The sequence below is a fragment of the Mesorhizobium newzealandense genome (genome assembly GCF_042682145.1).
GTDB lineage: Bacteria > Pseudomonadota > Alphaproteobacteria > Rhizobiales > Rhizobiaceae > Mesorhizobium > Mesorhizobium newzealandense.
Genome location: NZ_JBHUGZ010000017.1, coordinates 1 through 20,290, shown reverse-complemented (window position 1 = coordinate 20,290; position 20,290 = coordinate 1). Strand labels below are relative to the sequence as shown.

General features: G+C 63.3%; 18 protein-coding genes. 5 read left to right on the top strand and 13 right to left on the bottom strand.

Annotated features, from left to right (window positions below):
- Positions 1-96: 96 nt before the first annotated feature.
- Complete coding sequence (locus ACFSOZ_RS24515; protein ID WP_379102079.1) at positions 97-1,473, bottom strand: FAD-containing oxidoreductase; 1,377 nt, start codon at positions 1,471-1,473, stop codon at positions 97-99.
- On the bottom strand, positions 1,470-1,931 hold the full coding sequence (locus ACFSOZ_RS24510) for a DUF4126 domain-containing protein (protein WP_379102076.1): 462 nt from the start codon (positions 1,929-1,931) through the stop codon (positions 1,470-1,472). The genes ACFSOZ_RS24515 and ACFSOZ_RS24510 overlap by 4 nt, the downstream gene beginning before the upstream one ends.
- Before the next feature lie 183 nt (positions 1,932-2,114).
- Between ACFSOZ_RS24510 and ACFSOZ_RS24505 the strand changes: the two genes are divergently transcribed.
- Positions 2,115-2,672 (top strand): sugar O-acetyltransferase, encoded by a 558-nt coding sequence (locus ACFSOZ_RS24505; RefSeq protein ID WP_379102074.1) that lies wholly within the window; start codon positions 2,115-2,117, stop codon positions 2,670-2,672.
- A 5-nt stretch (positions 2,673-2,677) separates the two neighbouring features.
- Here ACFSOZ_RS24505 and ACFSOZ_RS24500 read toward each other — a convergent pair whose 3' ends face one another.
- On the bottom strand, positions 2,678-3,670 hold the full coding sequence (locus ACFSOZ_RS24500; RefSeq protein ID WP_379102072.1) for a GlxA family transcriptional regulator: 993 nt from the start codon (positions 3,668-3,670) through the stop codon (positions 2,678-2,680).
- Positions 3,671-3,797: 127 nt separating this feature from the next.
- Between ACFSOZ_RS24500 and ACFSOZ_RS24495 the strand changes: the two genes are divergently transcribed.
- Positions 3,798-4,442 carry a cysteine hydrolase family protein gene (locus ACFSOZ_RS24495; protein ID WP_379102070.1) on the top strand — a complete coding sequence of 215 codons (645 nt, stop codon included), beginning with the start codon at positions 3,798-3,800 and terminating at the stop codon, positions 4,440-4,442.
- Positions 4,443-4,510: 68 nt separating this feature from the next.
- Here ACFSOZ_RS24495 and ACFSOZ_RS24490 read toward each other — a convergent pair whose 3' ends face one another.
- From ACFSOZ_RS24490 to ACFSOZ_RS24455, 8 genes are all read right to left on the bottom strand, one after another.
- Positions 4,511-6,190, bottom strand: a complete 1,680-nt coding sequence (locus ACFSOZ_RS24490; protein ID WP_379102067.1) for a formate--tetrahydrofolate ligase — start codon at positions 6,188-6,190, stop codon at positions 4,511-4,513.
- 313 nt (positions 6,191-6,503) lie between these two features.
- A complete protein-coding gene (locus ACFSOZ_RS24485) occupies positions 6,504-7,628 on the bottom strand; it encodes a DUF2333 family protein (protein ID WP_379102065.1) in 1,125 nt (374 codons plus the stop codon).
- 105 nt (positions 7,629-7,733) lie between these two features.
- On the bottom strand, positions 7,734-9,035 hold the full coding sequence (locus ACFSOZ_RS24480) for a DUF6638 family protein (protein ID WP_379102063.1): 1,302 nt from the start codon (positions 9,033-9,035) through the stop codon (positions 7,734-7,736).
- A 219-nt stretch (positions 9,036-9,254) separates the two neighbouring features.
- Positions 9,255-11,165: an AAA family ATPase gene (locus ACFSOZ_RS24475; RefSeq protein WP_379102061.1), complete on the bottom strand. Its 1,911-nt coding sequence runs from the start codon at positions 11,163-11,165 to the stop codon at positions 9,255-9,257.
- 24 nt (positions 11,166-11,189) lie between these two features.
- On the bottom strand, positions 11,190-12,335 hold the full coding sequence (locus ACFSOZ_RS24470) for a hypothetical protein (RefSeq protein WP_379102059.1): 1,146 nt from the start codon (positions 12,333-12,335) through the stop codon (positions 11,190-11,192).
- A 31-nt stretch (positions 12,336-12,366) separates the two neighbouring features.
- The gene (locus ACFSOZ_RS24465) at positions 12,367-13,455 is read right to left on the bottom strand and encodes a hypothetical protein (RefSeq protein WP_379102057.1); all 1,089 of its coding nucleotides are present in this window, start codon (positions 13,453-13,455) and stop codon (positions 12,367-12,369) included.
- 323 nt (positions 13,456-13,778) lie between these two features.
- Complete coding sequence (locus ACFSOZ_RS24460) at positions 13,779-14,168, bottom strand: c-type cytochrome (RefSeq protein ID WP_379102054.1); 390 nt, start codon at positions 14,166-14,168, stop codon at positions 13,779-13,781.
- Positions 14,169-14,352: 184 nt separating this feature from the next.
- Positions 14,353-14,964, bottom strand: coding sequence for a thymidine kinase (locus ACFSOZ_RS24455; RefSeq protein ID WP_379102052.1), 612 nt, complete (start codon positions 14,962-14,964; stop codon positions 14,353-14,355).
- A gap of 260 nt (positions 14,965-15,224) precedes the next feature.
- Here ACFSOZ_RS24455 and ACFSOZ_RS24450 point away from each other — a divergent pair, with 260 nt between their 5' ends.
- The 3 genes from ACFSOZ_RS24450 (at position 15,225) to choV (ending at position 18,316) form a co-directional block, all read left to right on the top strand.
- Positions 15,225-16,160 carry a choline ABC transporter substrate-binding protein gene (locus tag ACFSOZ_RS24450; RefSeq protein ID WP_379102051.1) on the top strand — a complete coding sequence of 312 codons (936 nt, stop codon included), beginning with the start codon at positions 15,225-15,227 and terminating at the stop codon, positions 16,158-16,160.
- Positions 16,161-16,283: 123 nt separating this feature from the next.
- Complete coding sequence (choW, locus tag ACFSOZ_RS24445) at positions 16,284-17,138, top strand: choline ABC transporter permease subunit (protein WP_111543714.1); 855 nt, start codon at positions 16,284-16,286, stop codon at positions 17,136-17,138.
- Positions 17,135-18,316 carry a choline ABC transporter ATP-binding protein gene (gene choV / locus ACFSOZ_RS24440; protein ID WP_379102049.1) on the top strand — a complete coding sequence of 394 codons (1,182 nt, stop codon included), beginning with the start codon at positions 17,135-17,137 and terminating at the stop codon, positions 18,314-18,316. Before choW ends, choV begins: the two co-directional genes overlap by 4 nt.
- A 25-nt stretch (positions 18,317-18,341) precedes the next feature.
- On the opposite strand, the gene ACFSOZ_RS24435 is transcribed toward choV, so the two are convergent.
- Both ACFSOZ_RS24435 and ACFSOZ_RS24430 read right to left on the bottom strand, forming a co-directional pair.
- Positions 18,342-19,748 carry an ATP-binding protein gene (locus ACFSOZ_RS24435; protein ID WP_379102047.1) on the bottom strand — a complete coding sequence of 469 codons (1,407 nt, stop codon included), beginning with the start codon at positions 19,746-19,748 and terminating at the stop codon, positions 18,342-18,344.
- On the bottom strand, positions 19,745-20,290 hold a 546-nt coding region (locus tag ACFSOZ_RS24430), incomplete at its 5' end, for a winged helix-turn-helix domain-containing protein (RefSeq protein ID WP_379102045.1). The genes ACFSOZ_RS24435 and ACFSOZ_RS24430, both read right to left, overlap by 4 nt.

The window sequence follows — 20,290 nt, the reverse complement described above, 5'->3', positions numbered from 1 at the left end:
GGTTCAATCCGAGAATGCGCGTAGACTCTTGCCATGCGCAATATGCATTGCTGCAATGCAGCAATGCATAAAGTCTAGAGCTTAATGGGCGGTACGTCAGGCCAGCGGCTTCAGTTCCTGGGCAATGGTGGGCAGCAGCTCCGAGACATTCGGGTGGATATGAACGGCACGCGCGAGCGTGTCGACGGGTGCCTTGGCGTACATCAGGTCGAGCACGCAATGCACCGCCTCGTCGCCACCCGGTCCCAGCACCGAGCAGCCGAGGATTTCCCTGGTGTCGGCGTCGACCAGGATCTTCATGAAGCCTTGCGTCTCGCCCTTTTCGACGGCACGGCCGACGCGGGTCATCGGCCGATGGCCGACCAGCGCCCGGCGGCCGGATTTCTTCACCGCGGCCTCGGTCATGCCGCAGCGGCCGAGCGGCGGGTCGATGTAGAGCGCATAGGCTTCGATGCGGTCGCTGACCTTGCGCGGATCGTTGTCGAGCAGGTTGGCGGCGACGATCTCATAGTCGTTGTAGGAGGTGTGGGTGAAGGCGCCCTTGCCGTTGCAGTCGCCCATCGCCCAGATGCCGGGCACGCTGGTGCGCAGCTGGTCGTCGACGGTGACGAAGCCGCGCTTGTCGACCTCGACGCCGGCCTTGTCGAGGCCGAGATCGTCGGTGTTGGGTGTGCGCCCCAGAGCCAGCAGCACATGCGAGCCGACCGCAGGCGGCTTGCCTGCGGCAAAGGTCACCGCAATGTCCTTGCCCTGTCTGGCAAAGCCGATGTCGTCGGCACCGACATGAACCGCGATGCCTTCGTTTTCGAGGATCGACAGTATGGCGGCCGAGACGTCCTCGTCCTCGCGGCCGGTCAGGCGCGGGCTCTTTTCGATGACGGTGACTTCGGCGCCGAAGCGGCGAAACATCTGCGCGAATTCGAGCGAGATATAGCTGCCGCCGACGACGATGAGATGGCGCGGCAGCACGTCGAGATCCATCATCGAGGAGTTGGTCAGGTAGTCGATGTCGTTGATGCCGGGCAGGTCCGGCACCGAGGCGCGGCCGCCGGTGTTGAGGAAGATTTTTTCGGCGGTCAGAAGGTCGTCGCCGACGCGCACCGTGTTGGCGGATTCGAACCGGGCATGGCCGCGATAGAGCGTGCATTTGTCCATGCCGGCGATCCAGGTTTCGAGCCCGGTTCGGGCGTCGTTGGACACCTTGTCCTTGCGCGCCTTGATCGCCTTGTAGTCGACGCCAACGGGGCCGCTGAGCGTCACGCCATAGTCGGCGGCGCGTCGCGCCAGATGCGCGGCATAGGCGCTGGCGACCATGGTCTTGGTCGGCATGCAGCCGGTGTTGACGCAGGTGCCGCCGACCAGCTTGCGCTCGATCAGCGCCACGCTCATGCCGGCAGCGTTCAGCCGGCCGGCCAGGGAAGGGCCGGCCTGTCCGGCGCCGATGATGATGGCGTCGAAAGTCTTGGCCGTCATGCCACCGCCGCTACGATCAGCAGGCCGCCGATGATCGCCACCGCGTCCTCGATGAAGGCGGCGGGCGGATCCTTGCCGAAGGCGGCCGCCAGCCGGCCGCGTGCTTCAGCACCGCCCAGCGTGCCGATCACAGCGCCGATGGCCCCGGCGATCAGGCCGCCGATGGTGGCGCCACCGGTGGCGCCGATGACGGCGCCGGTGAAGGCGCCCATGATGATGCGGGCGCCGAACTGCTGCGGCACCTTCCGGCTCGGCGTCGACGGCAACTGATCGGTGACCAGCTCGACGATGGCAAGGATGGTGAAGATGCCGACAGCGGCCCAGTGGCTCATGAAGCTGGCCCAGGTGCTGGCGACCGGCAGCCAGCCGAGATAGGCGCCCCAGGCGACGGCAGCCGGCGCGGTCATGGCACGAAGGCCGGCAATGACGCCGATCAGAAGTGCAAGAATATACAACATGGTCGATCCCCTCATCGCCGGCCAGGACAGCCTTACAAGAACAGGCTAGCATAGGCCGGGCATTTGACCAGCACATGACCTCGAAAAATCCGAATGGATGTTGCGCCCGGTGTTGCGGGACGCTGGCACTTTCCCGTTCATTGCAAGTGTGCTTTGGCAAGGGCGTCACAGGGAGACACCGTCATGGCTGGAAGCGAACGCGCAAAGATGGCGGCCGGCGAATGGTATACGTGCCTCGACGGCGAACTGGAGGCACTTCGCGTCAGCGCGCGCGACGCGGTTTTCGAGCACAATTCGCTGCCGCCACGGCAGCGTGGAAACCTCGGGCCGGGCTTGAAGGCACTGCTCGGCAAAGCGGGCGAGGGTACCCGCATCGAGGCGCCATTCCACTGCGCCTACGGTTTCAACATCTTTCTCGGCGATGGCGTATTTCTCAATGCCGGCTGCACCATCCTCGACACGGCAAGCGTGCGCATCGGCAAGCGAACGCTGCTCGGCCCCAACGTGCAGATCTACTGCGCCGAGCATCACAAGGAGGCCGCCGGGCGGCAAGCGGGGCTGGAGATCGCCAGGCCGGTCGAGATCGGCAGCAATGCCTGGATCGGCGGCAGCGCGATCATCCTTGGCGGCATCAGCATCGGCGATGGCGCCGTCGTCGGTGCGGGCGCCGTGGTGACGCGCGACGTGGCTGCGAACACCACCGTGGTCGGCAATCCGGCGCGGGCGGTCAAGCGGGATTGAACAGATCAGGACGAAAGCGCTGTGCGTTCGTCCTTCTGATCGGCCCGCCTGGAAAATTCGCGCCGGTATTGCGCCGGGGATGTCTTGAGCCGTGCCGAAAAATGCTGGCGCAGTGAGGTGGCGCTGCCGAAGCCGGCCTCGAAGGCCACCATGTCCATCGATTTCTCCGTTGCCTCCAGCAACCGTTGCGCCAGTTCGATCCGCTGGCTGGTCAGCCATTCGCCGAAACTGGTGCCGATCGATTTCTGAAAGCGGCGGGTGAAGGTGCGCCGGGTCAGGCCGGCGGCTTCGGCGACGCGGTCCAGGCTGTGCGTCTCGCCAAGTGTGGCGCGAACCGCGTCAAGCGCCTGGGTGAACCGGTCGGCGTTCGCACCCCTCGCCACCGGGTGCTCGATGAACTGTGCCTGCCCGCCCTGCCGATGCGGCGAAAGGACGATCTGGCGGGCGAGCCGCAGAGCGGCTTCCGCACCATAGCGGGCGCGCACGATGTGGAGACAGCAGTCGAGGCCGGCGGCGACGCCGGCCGATGTCACGACATCGCCATTGTCAACATAGAGCACCGAGGCATCGACCGCGATGTCGGGGTGGAGTTTCTGCAGCCGCTCGGAATAGGCCCAGTGCGTCGCGGCACGGCGGCCTGACAGCAGCCCGGCCGCGGCAATGGCGAAGGTCCCCAGACACAGGCCGACAATCAATGCGCCTTTCTCGTGCGCTCTGCGTAGCGCCTCCATCAACACTGGCGCTGGTGCCTCGCCGAGATGGTGCCAGCTCGGGATGATGACGATGTCGGCGCCGTCGAGCCCTTCGAGCCCATGCGGTGCGGCAACGGTCAGTCCCGCTTCGGTGTGGATCGGACCGGCCTTGACCGCGCAGATGCGGAACTCGAAGCGCGGCAGCCCAAGCGCCGTCCTGTCTTCGCCGAACACCAGGCATGGCACGGAGAGATGGAAGGGGCTGATGCCATCGAAGGCAAGGACGGCAATGATCGGGTCGGTCATGATGCTTCCAGCGGGTGAAATCGGATTGTCCCAATTCTTTCGAATGATGTCAATCGGGACACTTTCGGCTGCTTGGCGACCTGCGTATTTTCGGCCCCATCGCATTCAAGCCGGAAAGGAAAACACCATGTCTGACCCAGCCAACACCACGCCGCGCCGCGCGCTGATCGTCGTCGACGTCCAGAACGACTATGACGGCGGCAATCTCGCCATCCAGCATCCGCCGTTCCGCGACAGCGTCGTCAATGTGGCACGCGCCATGGATGCGGCGGCGGCGGCCGGCATCAAGGTGGTGGTCGTCAAGCAGATGGCGCCGGAGACATCGCCGATCTTCGCCAAGGGCAGCCATGGCGGCGAACTGCACCCCGAGATCGCCAGGCGTAGCCGCGACCACTATGTCGAAAAGAATTTGCCCTCCGCCTTCACCGGCACCGATCTGGAGGATTGGCTGCGCGCCAACGCCATCGATACGCTCACGGTGGTCGGCTACATGACGCACAATTGCGACCTGTCGACCATCATCCACGCCGTGCACATGGGCTTTGCCGTCGAGTTCCTGTCCGACGCGACCGGCTCGGTGCCCTACGCCAACAGCGCCGGCTACGCCTCGGCCGAAGAGATTCACCGCGTGGTGACGATCATCCTGCAGTCGCGCTTCGCGGCCGTGCTCAAGACCGCCGAATGGGTCGAATGCCTGAACACTGGCGCGCTGCCGGAACGCGACACGATCTTCGGCTCCAACCAGCGGGCGCTGTCGCGCAACGCCGCATAGCAAATATCCGAAAGAAAAAAGGGCGCCGCATCGCTGCGGCGCCCTTCTTGTTGTCGAGACGTTAGATATCAGAACAAGCCTTCGATCTGGCCCATCTCGTTGAGGAAGATCTTCTCCGAGGACGGCGCCTTGGGCAGGCCGGGCATGGTCATGACCTCGCCGCAGATGATGACGACGAAGCCCGCACCGGCCGACAGCCTGACCTCGCGCACCGGCACGGTGTGGCCGGTCGGCGCGCCGCGCAGGTTCGGGTCGGTCGAGAACGAGTACTGCGTCTTGGCCATGCAGACCGGCAGGTGGCCGTAGCCGGCTTGCTCCCACGCGTGCAGCTGGTCGCGCACCGACTTGTCGGCGATCGCTTCCGAGCCGCGATAGATGCGCTGGACGATGGTGTTGATTTTCTCGAACAGCGGCATGGCGTCGGGATAGAGCGGCGCGAATTGCGAGGCACCGGATTCGGCCAGGGCCACCACCTTGTTGGCGAGCTCCTCGATGCCGGCCGAGCCGTGGGCCCAGTGCTTGCACAGGATCGCCTCTTCGCCCATCGAGGCGACATAGTCCTTCATCGCTTGGATCTCGGCGTCGGTGTCGGAATAGAAGTGGTTGATGGCGACCACCGCCGGCACGCCGAACTGCCTGATGTTCTCGATATGGCGGCCAAGATTGGCGCAGCCCTTCTTCACCGCTTCGACGTTTTCCTTGCCGAGGTCTTCCTTCTTGACGCCGCCATTCATCTTCATTGCGCGCACGGTGGCGACGATGACCGCCGCTGCCGGCTTCAGGCCGGCCTTGCGGCACTTGATGTCGAAGAACTTTTCAGCGCCAAGGTCTGCGCCGAAGCCGGCTTCGGTGACGACATAGTCTGCCAGTTTCAGTGCCGTCGTGGTGGCGACCACCGAGTTGCAGCCATGCGCGATGTTGGCGAACGGGCCGCCATGCACGAAGGCCGGGTTGTTCTCCAGCGTCTGCACCAGGTTCGGCTGCATGGCGTCCTTGAGCAGCACGGCCATGGCGCCGTCGGCCTTGAGGTCGCGGGCGTAAACCGCCGACTTGTCGCGGCGATAGGCGACAATGATGTCGCCGAGGCGCTTTTCAAGGTCCTTCAGATCGGTGGACAGGCACAGGATGGCCATGACTTCCGAGGCGACGGTGATGTCGAAGCCGCCCTCGCGCGGAAAGCCGTTGGCGACGCCGCCGAGCGAACAGATCATCTCGCGCAGCGCCCGGTCGTTCATGTCCATGACGCGGCGCCAGACAACGCGGCGGGTGTCGATGCCGAGCTCGTTGCCCCAGTAGATGTGGTTGTCGATCAGTGCCGACAGAAGGTTGTGCGCCGTGGTGATGGCGTGGAAGTCGCCGGTGAAGTGGAGGTTCATGTCCTCCATCGGCACGACCTGTGCGTAGCCGCCGCCGGCGGCACCGCCCTTGACGCCGAAATTCGGGCCGAGCGAAGCCTCGCGGATGCAGACGATCGCCTTCTTGCCGATGCGGTTCAGGCCGTCGCCGAGGCCGACCGTGGTCGTCGTCTTGCCTTCGCCTGCGGGCGTTGGGTTGATGGCGGTGACGAGGATCAGCCTGCCGTCCTTGTTGCCCTTCACCGACTTGATGAACTCGGCGGAAATCTTGGCCTTGTCGTGGCCGTAGGGCAAAAGGTGTTCAGTCGGAATGCCGATCTTCTGGCCGATCTCCTGGATCTGCTTCTTTTTGGCGCCGCGCGCGATCTCGATGTCGGACTTCACTTCGGCCATGACGGCTTTCCTCTGGATTGGACGGTGGAGGGGACGGGTTTGATCTCACTCGCAAACAGGTTGGAACCGGGCGCGGGCATGTTCTAACCCTGTCGCTGCCGTGGCGTCAACTTGCATGCAACTATGTTTCCTATGAAGAAAATTCCTCTGCGGATCGGCCGACCTGTCATCGGTTCTTCCTGGCTCCGTTGCCGCGCCGTATAGAAGCCAGAGGATGCGGCGCTCCGCCGTCTCAAAACAGCCGCACAATGCACGGAATGCGACAGAGGCGACGGCGCAAATTCGCCATCGCAATGACAGCGGCAGAGTAGCGTTACTGTGTCAGCACGTTGCTGATTTCGACCATGTTGGAGCGCACCCGGAGCACATAGAAGCCCATGGTCGTCAGATGCGTCGGCATGATCCAGCCGTCCTCGCGGCCATTGGCGATGATGAAGGGCTGGATGCGCAGCGCCGAGACGAATTGCGAGTCCATCGTGTCCCACAGGTTCTGCAGATGCTTTTCCTTGATGACGTCCTCGAAGTCGGCCTGGGCACCCTTCATCAGGCCGTAATAGCCGTAGAGCTGGCCATAGGCGAACCAGAAACGGTCGTCGGCGCGGAAGTCGAACCAGCCATTGTTGTGGTTCTCGGCGCGCTCCTTGAGGATCGCCGAGGTCGAGCCGATGTCGGATGAGATGCGGTCGATATACTGCTTCAGATTGTCGGCGCGGGCGTCGAAGGTCGCCTGACAGGTGGCGAGGCGGGCGTTGAAGGAACGCAGCATGCGCACGGCGTCGCGGTAATAGCTTGGCGTCGGCGTCTTGGGGCCGAACGGGTTCAGGCCGAAATACCAGGTCTCCTCGTCGAACTGCAGATTGCCGCGGGCATTCTGCAGATCGCTGTCGATCTGCGAGGTGGTGCGCACGCGGCCGAGATTGTCGGCGAGTTCGGTCGCGGTGCGCCGCACCGCCTGGTTGATGCCGCGCTGGAACGAGGCCTTGTTGTCCATCCACGGCGTGTGGTCCCAGTCGATGCCGAACAGGCCGAGCTTGTAGAGGATCATCGACGAGATCCAGGCATTCTGGTTGACGTTGAAGTCGGTCAGGTCGGCGGCGATCTGGGCAATGCCGGAGTTGCCGCAGGTCTTGGCCGTATCCGTGCCGGCGCCGGCGGCAACCTGTTCGCCGGCGGACACGTTGCGCTTCTCGAAAGTGTAGGTGTCGGGATAGTTCGGGTTGAAATTGTTCCACCACTGGGTGGCGTAGAAGAAGTTGGCATAGAGGCCGATCAGCACCAGCAAGGCAACGCCGACCACCGCCTTCAGGATCCAGCCGCGCTGCGTGTACCAGCGTCCGGCCCATAGGAACGGCCACAGGATGACGCCGATCAAGAGGCCGATGCCACGGCCGATCCACTGGAAAATCCGGGTGAAGAAGTTCACGATCGGATCGAGCATGGCGATGTCACCCCCTCAAAGCATGATGCCAAAAAGTTGCAGACTTTTTGGATAACATCATGCGCCAAAACAACAAGTTAGAACGAAATGACGGTTCATTTCGTTCTAGTCAGTCAGGCCGTAGAGGCGTGTGCGAAACGCCACCTTGTCCTTCAAATATGTGGTTTTGAGAACGTCCACAACATGCGATCGCCAGGCGTCGCTGAAGCCGTCATAGTCCTTGTAGAAGCCCTGCTTGTTGAAGATGTAGCGCGAGACGAAGTCCGACGGGACGAAATCCGAAATCAGCCGGTTGGTCAGCCAGGCGTCGGGATGGTCTGACTTGGCGCGGATCACCAGGAAGCGCTGCTGCGGGAACACATCCTCGATCTTGAGGTGGCCGAGCTGGGCGATCTCGCGCTTGGCGGCGTTGAGGAAGGGAAAGTTGCCGTCCCGGGTGATCAGGTCGGCATGGCTCTGGATCCAGGTCTGCAGCCAGACCTTGTCGACATCGGTCAGGTTGCGGTCGGGCTCGGCGTCGCGGATCAGCGCGCGCACCACCATTTCGGCGCGGTGTTCGAGATAGCCCGAGGCCTCGATCCAGGAGGCGCGCGGCAGCTCGATGCGGCCGGTGGTGGCGAGGAACTTGAACACCTTGTCGGCGTCGTTGATCGACAGATAGCTGACCTGCCACGGCCGCGAGCGGCGGAAGCCGGGTGCGGCCGGATCGCCGATCACCGTCGTCATGTCCGGATCGACGAACACGTAGAGACCGCCGAAATGGCTGGTCCAGTAGGCATTGTGTCGAAAGATCACCTGGTCGGGCACCAGCGCGTTCTCGCGGATGTCGCCGCAGACCTTGGCGAGCTCCACCATGCGGGTCAGCATGGCGTTGTCGCGCCAGGCGTCGGGCTCCTGCTTCAGCCGGTCGACGAGCTTGCCGAGTTCGGCGGCCTTGCCCAGCACGTCCTCGGCCGACAGCACCTTGAACTCGACCTGGCTGATCGACAGCAGGTCCTCGATGTCGTTGACCTTGGGAACGGAATCCTCGATCTCGCCGTAGATGACGTCCTTGATGGTCAGCGCGTCGATGGCGCGCTGGTTCTTGGACATGAACTCGAACATCAGCTGCGAAGTGTTGGAGAAGGCGGTGTGCACTACCGGCAGGTCGATCTGCGACGGCGTCAGGATGATGAAGCGGCGGTTGACCTCGTTGGGGTCGAGATAATCATAGTCGCCGCATTCCTCAGCCACTTCGGGCGAGAAGCCGGTGCGGTCGATCTGAAAACTCTTGAGTTTCGTCGGCTTCAAGCCGAACGCGGCCAGCGCCTTGTTGTAACGCTGGATCAGATGCGGCTCGTCGACCGTCAACAGCCGGCCATAGATCAGCTCATTGTCGCGCAGAAGATCGGGTTTCTTGGCGGTCATCCTTCCTTCTCCCCGTTCACGGGGAGAAGGTGCCCGAAGGGCGGATGAGGGGCGTGAGCCTCCCTTCTCCCCATGTGGGAGAAGGTGGATCGGCGCGAAGCGCCGAGACGGTTGAGGGGTGCTGGCCGGAGCGCTGTTGGCGCCAAGCTGGAACACCCCTCATCCGTCGCCTTCGGCGACACCTTCTCCCACAAGGGGAGAAGGGAAGGCCGGCGCAGCTCACGCATTCCACAGCCCCTTCTTCTTCAGTTCCTCCATCTCGCGCGCAGCGCGTTCGCGCAGGCGGGCGTCGCGCAGCAGTTTTTCCACGGCGGAGTCGTCGGACTTGTCGGAATAGCGGAACTCGCTGTCGGCGTAGCGGTTGATCTCCTGCATGACCATGTCCATCGAGAACGGGCCGCGCAGTTCCTCGATCATCGCTTTCTTCTCGTCGTAGCCCTTGTGCATGAAGGCTTCCGGCTTCTCGAACCAGTCGTCGGGAAGCTCGATGTCCATGGCGCGCATCTTGATGGCGTCGGTGACGTTCTTGATGGCGCGGCCGGTGAAGCGCGGCTCGGCATCCTTGATCAGGTGCAGATAGGTGCCGATATCGGCCATCGATTTCGGCGCGCCGTTCTCCTTCATGTAGCGCTCGTAGACCTTCATCAGGCCGTCTTCCTGCGGCTTCTCATGCTCCTCATATGCTTCGGTCACGGCGCGCTGGATCTCCTGCGCGGCGTAGAGTTCGTGGTCGCCGAGCGGGATCTCGTGGTTCTTGCCGGCAAGCAGCACGAAGATGTCGATGTAGTCGTCGCGCGTCTGCGGCCCGTCGACCAGCCAGCGGGCGCCGGCGCGCTGGCGCAGCGCATCGTCGACATTTTCGGGATAGTTGGAAAACATGCCGAACGAGCAGTTGCCTCGCACCACGGTGCCGGCACCGGCGAAGGCATCCATCAACACGCCGGTGATCTCCTGCTGGCCGGCCGAGGCGCGGTCGTCGGAGCGGCGCGCCGCCACCTGGTCGATGTCGTCGATGGTGCCGAAGCCGATGATCCGCGGGTTCAGCACATTGTTGATGAACTGGCGGCAGTTCTGGCCCGATTTGCCCTGGTAGGAGGAGATCTGGTCGACGCCGAAATTCTCATAGGCGAAGGGATAGCCGGCGACCTGGCAGTAGCCGTTGACGAGGCCGGCGATCATCTGGATCAGCGTCGTCTTGCCGGTGCCGGGCGCGCCGTCGCCGATGAAGGTGAACAGGAAGCCGCCGAGTTCGACGAACGGGTTCAGCTCACGCTCGAAGTCGTAGGCCATCAGCATCCTGGCGAGCTTGACCGACTGGTACTTGGCGATGTGGTTGCCGACCACCTCTTCCGGTTTCTTGAAGGTCATCACCAGCGGTTTCGACCGCTTGCCGGGCGCGACGTCGAAACCGTCGAGAGTGAAATCGTCGGCATCGATGCGGATATGGGCGTTCTCGAACGGGCCGATGCCGTCGAAGCGGCCCTTGCGCGCCAGAAGTCCGTCGATGGCAACGCGTGCGAAGGCGCGAGCCCTGGTCATCAGGTCGGTGTCGTCGGACGAGCCCGATATCGCCTTGTCGAGGCCGGCCAGGATCGACTTCACCGCATCCTGCGGCGTGTCGAACAGGAAGTCCGGCTCGGGGATGTCGTTGGGCGCCTCGCCGTCGCTGTCGATCAGCTGGAACAGGTATGAGGTGAGGCTGAAGGCCGAGATGTAGGCCGAGGCCGACAAGAGCTTCTTGAAGGTGGACGCCTCGTCGCCTTCGAGCGGGGCACGGGTGTTCCTGGCCTGCAGGCTTTCGAGGTCCGAGCCTTCGGCAAACACGTCCGATATGGCCAGCGCGATGGCCGTGCCGCGCCGGGCGCGGAACAACAGCGTGTGCTGCGGGATGGTCAGCAACTGGTCGTCGGGATGGACGGCGCCGACAGTCTTCGACAGCTCGACCTCACGCGTGCGCCGCACCGAGCCGACTGAAACGGTCGAGACGAAGCGGCGGTTGGTGCCGGCCAGTGCCGTGCCGGATTCGCGCGCCGGATCCTCCAGCACGACGATGCGGGTGATGAAGCTCTGCGCGGTGGCGCGGTGCTTCTCGATCGACGCTTCCGGGATGGTGGTCAGGCCGGTATCCATGAAGTGTGCTCCGTGGTGTGACGGTCAGACGTCTGAGATGACCTGTCCGTTGGACAGGATGTGAACCTTGTAGCCGGCAAAGATCTTCTGTGCCTCGCCGGCGGCGTAGAGGGCCTGGTAGGCCTCGTGCGGGATCAGCGCATGGTTCTCGTAGCTCGACACGCCCTGGCGCGCGGCTTCCAGGTCGTCGGTGTTGATGAAGAATTCCTGCGTCGTCTTCTCGCTCGAAAACAGCCCCTTGCGGCCGGGTCTCTCACCCTTGGAATAGACCTCCTGGATGGTCCAGGTCAGCAGCCAGGCATTTTCCGGCTTGCGCACCTTGGCCAGCACCTCGGTCACCGTCGAATTGTTGTCGGTAATCCCTGCCGAATAGAAGGGGCCGAGCACGACACGGCGCAGCTGCTTGGGATGCAGCGGCTCGAAATCCTTGTCGAGGTTGACGGCGATGGTCGCCGGCGACAGCGTGTAGGCGGAGTTCTTCTCGGTGAAATCGTCGAAACGGTGGGCAAGCTCGGGATTGAGTAGGCCATCGACCGGCAGCGGAATGTCGACCTTGTCATTGAGCTTGCCGTTGCTGTCGACGAGCTGGCGCACCATCGCTTCGGAAGAATCCTCCACCGTCACCATGTAGACCAGCGGCAGGTTGGCGCTGCCGTCGAAGCTGGCCCAGTGGACGAGGTAGTAGGGTCGCGCCGTCTTTGGATTGACCGAGACCTTGGCCGTCTGCGCCAGCGTGAATGGGCCGAACGTGTTCTCGCTTTTCACGTCCTCGAGATAGAGCCGCTCGGCCATCGACTTCTGGAGCGCCTCGGGGAATTCCTTGTGGCGCAGGATGAAGTCAGCCATTTCCTCGCGCAATTCGCCGGCCAGCGGAATGTTGGCAAGCCGCGCGTCGGCCTGGCGGCGGTCGTTTTCCAGTTCGAGCAGGTTCTGGAAGACCGGAAAGCCGCTTTCGGCGCGCGAAATGCGGAACGTGTCCATGAAGCCCAGCCGGTTGCGCCAGCAGGAAAAGGACTTGTCGAGCCGGGCGATGTATTCGGCGACGATCTTGGCGACGATGCCATGCCGGTAGAGCGGCGAGCGATCGTCGCGCATGAACACTTCAAGGCCGCTGAGTGCGGCCGTGATGGCGGAGAAATACCGTGCGGCCGCTTCGTTTTCGGGGGTCATGCCTGTGCGCTCGCGGGCAGTCCTGTCACCCCTAAGACTGCACGTAGTTTGCCGCGTTGTGCTTCTTCAGCACCTCGTCGAAGCGGCGGGCAAAGGCATCGTCGGCCAGCTTCTTGCGGCGCTGGATGTCGGCGCTGGCGACCATGTTCTTCTCGTGCATTTCGAGCAGATCGCCGATGTGCTTCTGCGAAGCAGCGCCGATGCCGGCCATGGTTTCCTCGGCGGTGTTGTCGACCTGGCTGCCCAGCGTGTTGATCTTGTGAGCGACGTCCTGCTGGGCGGCGGTCTTCAGCGAATCTTCCAGCGCCTTGTAGAGTACGATGCGCTGTTCGGTATCGATGGTCAGCTTGTTGATCAGCGTCGACTGCGCGGCGATCTGGTTGTTGAGCGAATCGACGAAGGTCTGGAACATCGAGGTGTAGCGCTCCAGCGTCTGGCTCTCGGCCAGCAGCTCCTGCTCCTTGGCCTGCTTTTCATTGTATTCGGTGGCCAGCTTGGAGCGCTCACCTTCGAGCTGCGTGCGGTCCTTCTGGCTGGTGGATGCGGCGATCTTGTTTTCGATGTCGAGCAGCATCGGGTTGAGCTCCTCGATGCGCTTCTGCACGGCCTCGAGGTTGGACATGGTGGTCTTGCGGCGCTCGATGACCTGCGACAGGCTGGCCTCGGACGTCTTGTAGCGCTGGTCGAGGACCTCTTTCTGCGCCTTCAGTATGCCGACAATGGTGTCGGATTTGGCCAGCAATTCCTGCAGATTGCCAGCCAGCGACATGTTGCGGACGCGGTCGGTGCGCATGCGCTGCTTGCTCTGGCTGGAGAAGACACCGATGAAATTTTCCCAACCGGTGTAGTTCTTCATGCTCTCGAACTCGGCGCCAAAGACGTTGGTGGCGTCCTCCAGCCCGATGATCAGGTCGGCGATGTTGCCCTCCATCACCTTCTGCTGCTTCAGCACGTCCTCGATACGGGCGTTCTCGATGTCGAAATTGGCGTCGCCGATCTTCTTGTCGGCGGTGGCGAGCGTATCAAGCACGGTGCCGGACTGCTCGATCTTGGTGCGCATGTCCTGCACGACCTGCTTGGTCTTGGCAATTTCGGCATCGAAATTCTGCAATGTCGCCATTGGGGCCTCCCGCTTCGGCATCACGTCGCTGGTCGCGAACAGCGGCGAATATATGTGGGGCATCCGGGGATTGAAAGACGCAAGACAAGACCCGGCCCGAAAACAAAAGAATCCGCCATGGTCTTGAAAGATAGTGAAGGCGGGGTCATGGCGTGATTAGCTTGCAGGTCAAGCGTAGTTCAACTGTCATTGAACTTCTGTGCCGGCAAAGCAGTCAATCTCCGCTGGCGCGGATGGCCTGGAATTCGACATGGAACTGAACCAGTTGCCGGCACAACATATCCGGCGAAGCCGGCGTCGTCATGCAACGCAGCGGCGATTGCTCACGGCTTGGGATCGGCTTTCAGATAGGCGATGACATTGGCGATGTCCTCGTCATTGGTCAGGCCGGCGAACATCATCTTGTTGCCGGGCACCTTGAGGCGGGGTGCCTTGAGATATTCGGCGAGGTTGGCTTCGTCCCAGACCAGGCCGGCAGCACCGGCGCTTTTCATGCCTTCCGAATAGTGGCCAAGGAAGCTCTCGGCGCTGCCAGCGGTGCGGCCGACGACGCCCAGCAGATGCGGGCCGACCTTGTCGCGGTCGGTGGCCGCTTCATGGCAGGCGATGCACCGGTTGAAGACATGCTTGCCCAGCGCCGGGTCACCGCCGGCATGAGCGGCAAGCGAGGTGGCAAGGAGAAGAATGCTGGCGGACGAAGCGGCTCGAAACATGGCTGACCCGGAGAGCTCTGGCTGGCGGTCTTATAGGACCGAGGCCTTAACAAACGCTGCATCGCGGCGGGATGGGGAGGGATGCCAGATCGGCCGCACCGGGCCGGGCCTTTGTTTTATGCCTATCATTGTCCCAAAACCGCTGCGCGCATTTTTGGGCGACATGCTTTGGGCCGCTGGCCCGTCAGGCCTGGGTGAAGCCGATGAAATCGTCGGGCGCCGCCCGGCCCATCTCTTCCTCCCAGTGGCGGCGGCAGAGCGAGACATAGACATCCTTGCCGATCGCCACCTGCTCGCCCTGACGTGCCACCTTGCCGTCGGGGCCGAGCCGCACCACCATCGTCGCCTTGCGGCCGCAACGGCAGATGGTGCGCACCTCGCGCAGGTCGTCGGCGATGGCCAGCAGCGCGCGCGAGCCGGAAAACAGCTTGCCCTGGAAATCGGTGCGCAGGCCGTAGCACATGACCGGGATGTTCAGTCGGTCGGCGATGCGGGCGAGTTGCCAGATCTGCTCCTCCTCGAGGAACTGCGCCTCGTCGACGAAGACGCAATGCACGGTCGTATGCTCATGGTGATCGGCGACGCGGGCGAACAGATCGTCGCCGTCGCGGAACATCTCGGCTTCCGCCTCCAGGCCGATGCGCGACGAGATCAGGCCGCTGTCGCCCTTTCGGTAATGGCCGGCAACGAACAGCATCGTGCGCATGCCGCGCTCGTGGTAATTGTACGACGCCTGCAAGAGCATCGTCGTCTTGCCGGCGTTCATCGTCGCATAGTGGAAATACAGTTTGGCCATGCCGCCCTTTTAAGCCGACTTGCTGCCGCGCGGGGAGGGGGCGCGGGCCGCATTCCCCCAAGAAACGACGCCCGCCCCCAAAAAACGACGGCCGCGAAGTGCAAAAGCAGGAAGCGTGTCGCTGATTGGCCAGCCCGCGCCGTTGATCGTGATTGCCTTGATGCTTGAAACCACACCAGAATGGTGTTTGGTTGACGAAACAAGGCGGGCAGAGAAACCGTAACTTCGCTTCGCCAAAGAATCGCAATGGGAGAATATCTATGTCGCGTATGAATTCCTTTGTCGCCGGCCTCGGCCTGGCGGCTTTCATGTCCACGAGCGCTGCCTTCGCCGGTGATCCGGCAAGCTGCAAGGCGGTGCGCCTCTCCGATGTCGGCTGGACCGATATCCAGGCGACGACCGGCGTTGCTTCGGTGCTGCTGACCGCGCTCGGCTACGAGCCGCAGACGATCCAGCTGTCGGTGCCGGTGACCATGGCGTCGCTGAAGAACAAGGATCTCGACGTGTTCCTCGGCAACTGGATGCCGTCGATGACCAACGACATCAAGGACTACACTGCCGACGGTTCGGTCGAGACGATCAGCGAAAACCTCAGTGGCGCCGGTTACGGCATCGTCGTGCCGACCTATGTGGCGGACGCCGGCGTCAAGACGCTGACCGACCTCGGCAAGTTCAAGGACAAGTTCGACGGCAAGATCTACGGCATCGAGGCCGGCAATGACGGCAACCGCATCATCCTCGACATGATCAAGAATCCGAAGGACAATCTCGAAGGGTTCGAGCTCGTCGAATCCTCGGAGGCCGGCATGCTCACCCAGGCCGAGCAGTCGATCAAGAACAATGAGTGGATCGCCTTCCTCGGCTGGACGCCGCATCCGGTGATGGGTGCCATGAAGATCACCTATCTCGACGGCATGGGCGACAGCGGCTTTGGCGCCGCCACCGTGCATACCAATGTGCGCAAGGGCTACACCACCGAGTGCCCGAATGCCGGCAAGTTCATCGCCAACCTGAAGTTCAATCTCGACATGGAAGGCGAGATGATGGACGCGATCCTCAAGGGCGCCGACGCCAACACGGCCGCGACCGACTGGCTGAAGAAGCATCCGGACGCGGTTGCTCCGTGGATTGCCGGCGTGACCACTTTCGATGGCGGCGACGCGGCTGCAGCCGTGAAGACTGCGCTCGGAAGCTGAGCCGGCCTTGCGTTCGGCGTGACCGATCAAGAAGGGCAGTCACTGTAGAAAGGGCTGCCCTTTTTCATATCCTGTGACAAGATGACCGTCCGGCAAGGACGGCGACTGCCAAAGAGGGGCAAGATGGATCCGATTTCAAAATTCTTTGTCAGTTATAAGATCCCCATAGGCGAGTGGGGCAAAGCGTTCTTCACCTTCCTCACCGACAATTTCAACACGTTCTTCCGCGGCCTCTCCGGCGGCCTGAATTTCCTGCTCGACGGAGTGGTCGACACGCTGCTGCTGGTACCGCCCGTCCTTCTCATCGCGCTGATTGCGCTGCTTGCCTATTATCTGCAGCGATCGCGAGGCCTGGCGGTGGCCGTCTTTCTCGGGTTGCTGTTCATCCTCAACCAGAACCTCTGGAAGCAGACGGTGGAGACGCTGGTGCTGGTGGTTGCCGCAGCCGCCGCCTCGATGGCCATCGGTGTGCCACTCGGTATCTGGGCCGCGCACAAGCCGAAGGTCTACCGCATCATGCTGCCGGTGCTCGACCTGATGCAGACGCTGCCGACCTTCGTTTACCTGATCCCGGTGCTGACGCTGTTCGGCCTCGGCAATGCGCCCGGCCTCATCGTCACCATCATCTTCGTCATCCCGACCTCGGTTCGTCTCACGCATCTCGGCGTCGTTTCGGTGCCGAAGTCGATCGTCGAGGCAGGCGAGGCGTTCGGCGCCACCAAGAGCCAGTTGCTCTGGAAGGTGGAGCTGCCCTCGGCACTACCGACCATCATGGCGGGCTTGACACAATCGATCATGCTGTCGCTGTCGATGGTGGTGTTTGCCGCACTGATCGGCGCCGGCGGCCTCGGCACCGAAATCAACCGGGCGCTGGGTTCGCGCAAGATCGACCTCGGGCTCGAAGCTGGCCTCGCCATCGTCGTGCTCGCCATCGTGCTAGACCGGATGACGCGCATCGGCGTGGGAGGCAAGAAATGACCGTCGCCGTTGACTTCAGGAATGTCGACATCATGTTCGGTCAGGATCAGGCCGGCGCCCTGGCGATGGTCGACGCCGGCGCCACCCGCGCCGAGATCCTCGAAAAGACCGGCAATGTGCTGGGCTGTGCCGGCGCCAGCCTGACCGTGCATGAGGGCGAGATTTCCGTGCTGATGGGCCTGTCCGGCTCCGGCAAATCGACGCTGCTCAGGGCCGTCAACCGGCTGAACGTCGTTTCGCGCGGCCAGGTACTGGTCAAGGACGGCGACGGCACGGTCGACGTCGTCACCTGCGATGAGGCGACGCTGAGAAGGCTGCGGCAGAAGCAGGTCGCCATGGTGTTTCAGCAATTCGGCCTGCTGCCGTGGCGCACGGTGGAGGAGAATGTCGGCCTCGGCCTCGAGCTTGCCGGCGTGCCGGACGCCGAGCGCAAGGAGCGCGTGCAACGCCAGCTCAAGCTGGTCAATCTCGACCAGTGGTCGAAGAAATACGCGCATGAGCTTTCGGGCGGCATGCAGCAGCGCGTCGGCCTAGCCCGCGCCTTTGCCACCGAGGCGCCGATCCTGTTGATGGACGAGCCGTTCTCGGCGCTCGACCCGCTGATCCGCACCAAGCTGCAGGACGAATTGCTACAGCTGCAGGCCGAATTGAAGAAGACCATCATCTTCGTCAGCCATGACCTCGAGGAGGCGCTCAAGATCGGCACCCATATCACCATCATGGAAGGCGGCCGCATCGTGCAGACCGGCGCGCCGGAGGACATCGTGCTGCGGCCGGCCAACGACTATGTCCGCGATTTCATCGCCAATGTGAACCCGCTGTCGGTGCTGACCGCCTGGAACGTCATGCGCGACCGTCGCGACCTGGAGCACGGCGACAATGGCTGGGTATGGCTCGACCGGCGCAAGACGACGCGCTTCAAGATCGACGAGCACGGGCTGGTGGCGGCAGCCGAACGCGACGGCAAACCGGCGGTGTGGGTGTCGTGCGCCGATGTCGAGGGCCAGCCGGAGGAGGTGGCGCAGGTGTTCTGGGCCAATCCCGGCACCTCACTGAAAACCGTGATGCTGGCCATGCACCGTTCGCAGACCGCACCGGTGGCGCTGTTCGACGATCAGTCGCGCTTTGTCGGCGCCATCGGCATCCGCGACGTGCTGAGCGCGGTGCTGCGGCGATAAAGCTCCGCCTGGGAGGCGAGCGGCGTCAGGCCGCCAGCGGCAGGCGCAGTTCGGTCAGCAGGCCACCGCCCGGGTTGTTGGACAGGCGGACCTCGCCGCCGGCGGCACGGGCGATGTTGCGGGCGATGGTCAGGCCGAGGCCGAGACCGCCGGTCTGGCGGTTTCGGGACTGTTCGAGGCGCACGAAAGAGCCGAACACGGCGTCGATCTGCGCTTGCGGTATGCCTGGCCCCTCGTCGCGGATGGTGAGCAGGATCATGTTTTCCGACCGGCGCAGGGAGAGATGCGCCTTCTTGCCGTAGGTGATCGCGTTCTGCATCAAATTGGTGACGCAGCGCCTGAGCGCGACCGGCCGCGCCATGCAGATCAGGCCACGCGAGCGGGTGTCGTCGTCGAACGAGACCTCGTCATAGCTGTCGGCGATTGACTCCACGAGCGACCAGAAGTCGATGCGTTCGCTCTTTTCCTCGGTTACCTCAAAGGTGGCGAAGTCGATCACCGAGCTGGCGATGCTCTCGACATCGGCGAGATCGTGCGCCAGCGCCTCGCGAACCGCCGACTTGCGCAAGAGCTCCAGGCGCAGGCGCATCCGTGTCATCGGCGTGCGCAGATCATGCGCCAGCGCTGCCGCAAGATGTTCACGGTCCTCGACATATTCGCGCAACCTGGTCTGCATGGCATTGATCGCCTTGGCGGCGGCACGCACTTCGCGGCTACCGCTCTCGGCGATCGGCGGGCTCTTCAGATCCTTGCCGATCCGGTTCACGGCGGTTTCCATCATCCGGTAGGGCGCCGTCAGCCGGCGCAGTGACCAGATCGACATGATCACAACCAGGGCTGCGATCAGCGAATAGAGCGGCAGGCTGTCGAAGCTCAGAATCGGGCCGACGGGCGTGATCGGCTCGGTGAAGTTCAGCCACTGGCCGTCGGCGAAGCGCAGCGACGCCGTCAGCTTGTCGCTCTGGGCGAAGTCGGCGGCCAGCACCAGGAGGTCGCGCTCGACCTGGCCGATATCGGGTCCCGGCGCCATGCCGGTGGCATCGTCGGCCTCGCGCGTCGCCGGATCGCGCCGCACGCGCGCATCGGTGATGCCGAATTTCGACAGCCGGCCGACGAGGATGTCTTCGAGCTCCGCCAGTTCGTCGTCGCCGGCAATCGACGAGGTGACCGCCGGCGTGTCCGTGACGGTGAGCGCGTAGGTGGCATTGAACAGACCGGTCGCCGTCGCCTTGCGTTGCTCCGGACTGGCGTCATGCATGAGCTGCACCAGCGAGAAGGCACGGTCGTTGAGACGATAGAGGTCGACGACGTCGTTGGCGGCGGCACGGTCGCGCGACACGATGTAGAGGGTCGCGACCTGGCTGATCAGCAGGCCGGCAATGACGATCAGCAGCACCCAGACAGGCAGGGTCTGCGGCAGGAAACGTCTCATTCGGAGGTCGTCTCGGGCAGGAACTGGTAGCCGCCGCTGCGCACTGTCAGGATCAGCTTGGGCGTTTTCGGGTCGTCTTCCATCTTGCGCCGCAACCGGCTGACCAGGATATCGATGCTGCGGTCGAAGGAGTAGTCGCTGTCGCCGCCGGATAGTTCGATGAGCTGGTCGCGGGTCAGCACACGCTGCGCGCTCTTGACGAAGGTCTGCAGCAGGTTGAATTCCGCCATGGTCAGCTCGACCCTGACATCGTCGGGCGCGATCAGCCGGCGCCGCGAACAGTCCATCGTCCAGCCGGCGAAACGGTAGATCTGCTTGGTGGTGGCGCGCTTGGGTTCGGCGGCGCCGTTGCGCCGCAGCACGGCGCGGATACGCGCCAGCAGTTCGCGCGGGTCGAACGGTTTGGGCACATAATCGTCGGCGCCCATCTCCAGGCCGACGACGCGGTCGGTGGTCTCGGTGACTGCGGTCAGCATGATGATCGGCGTCGAATACTGGGCGCGAAGGTCGCGGCACAGCTCCAGCCCGCTCTTGCCGGGCAA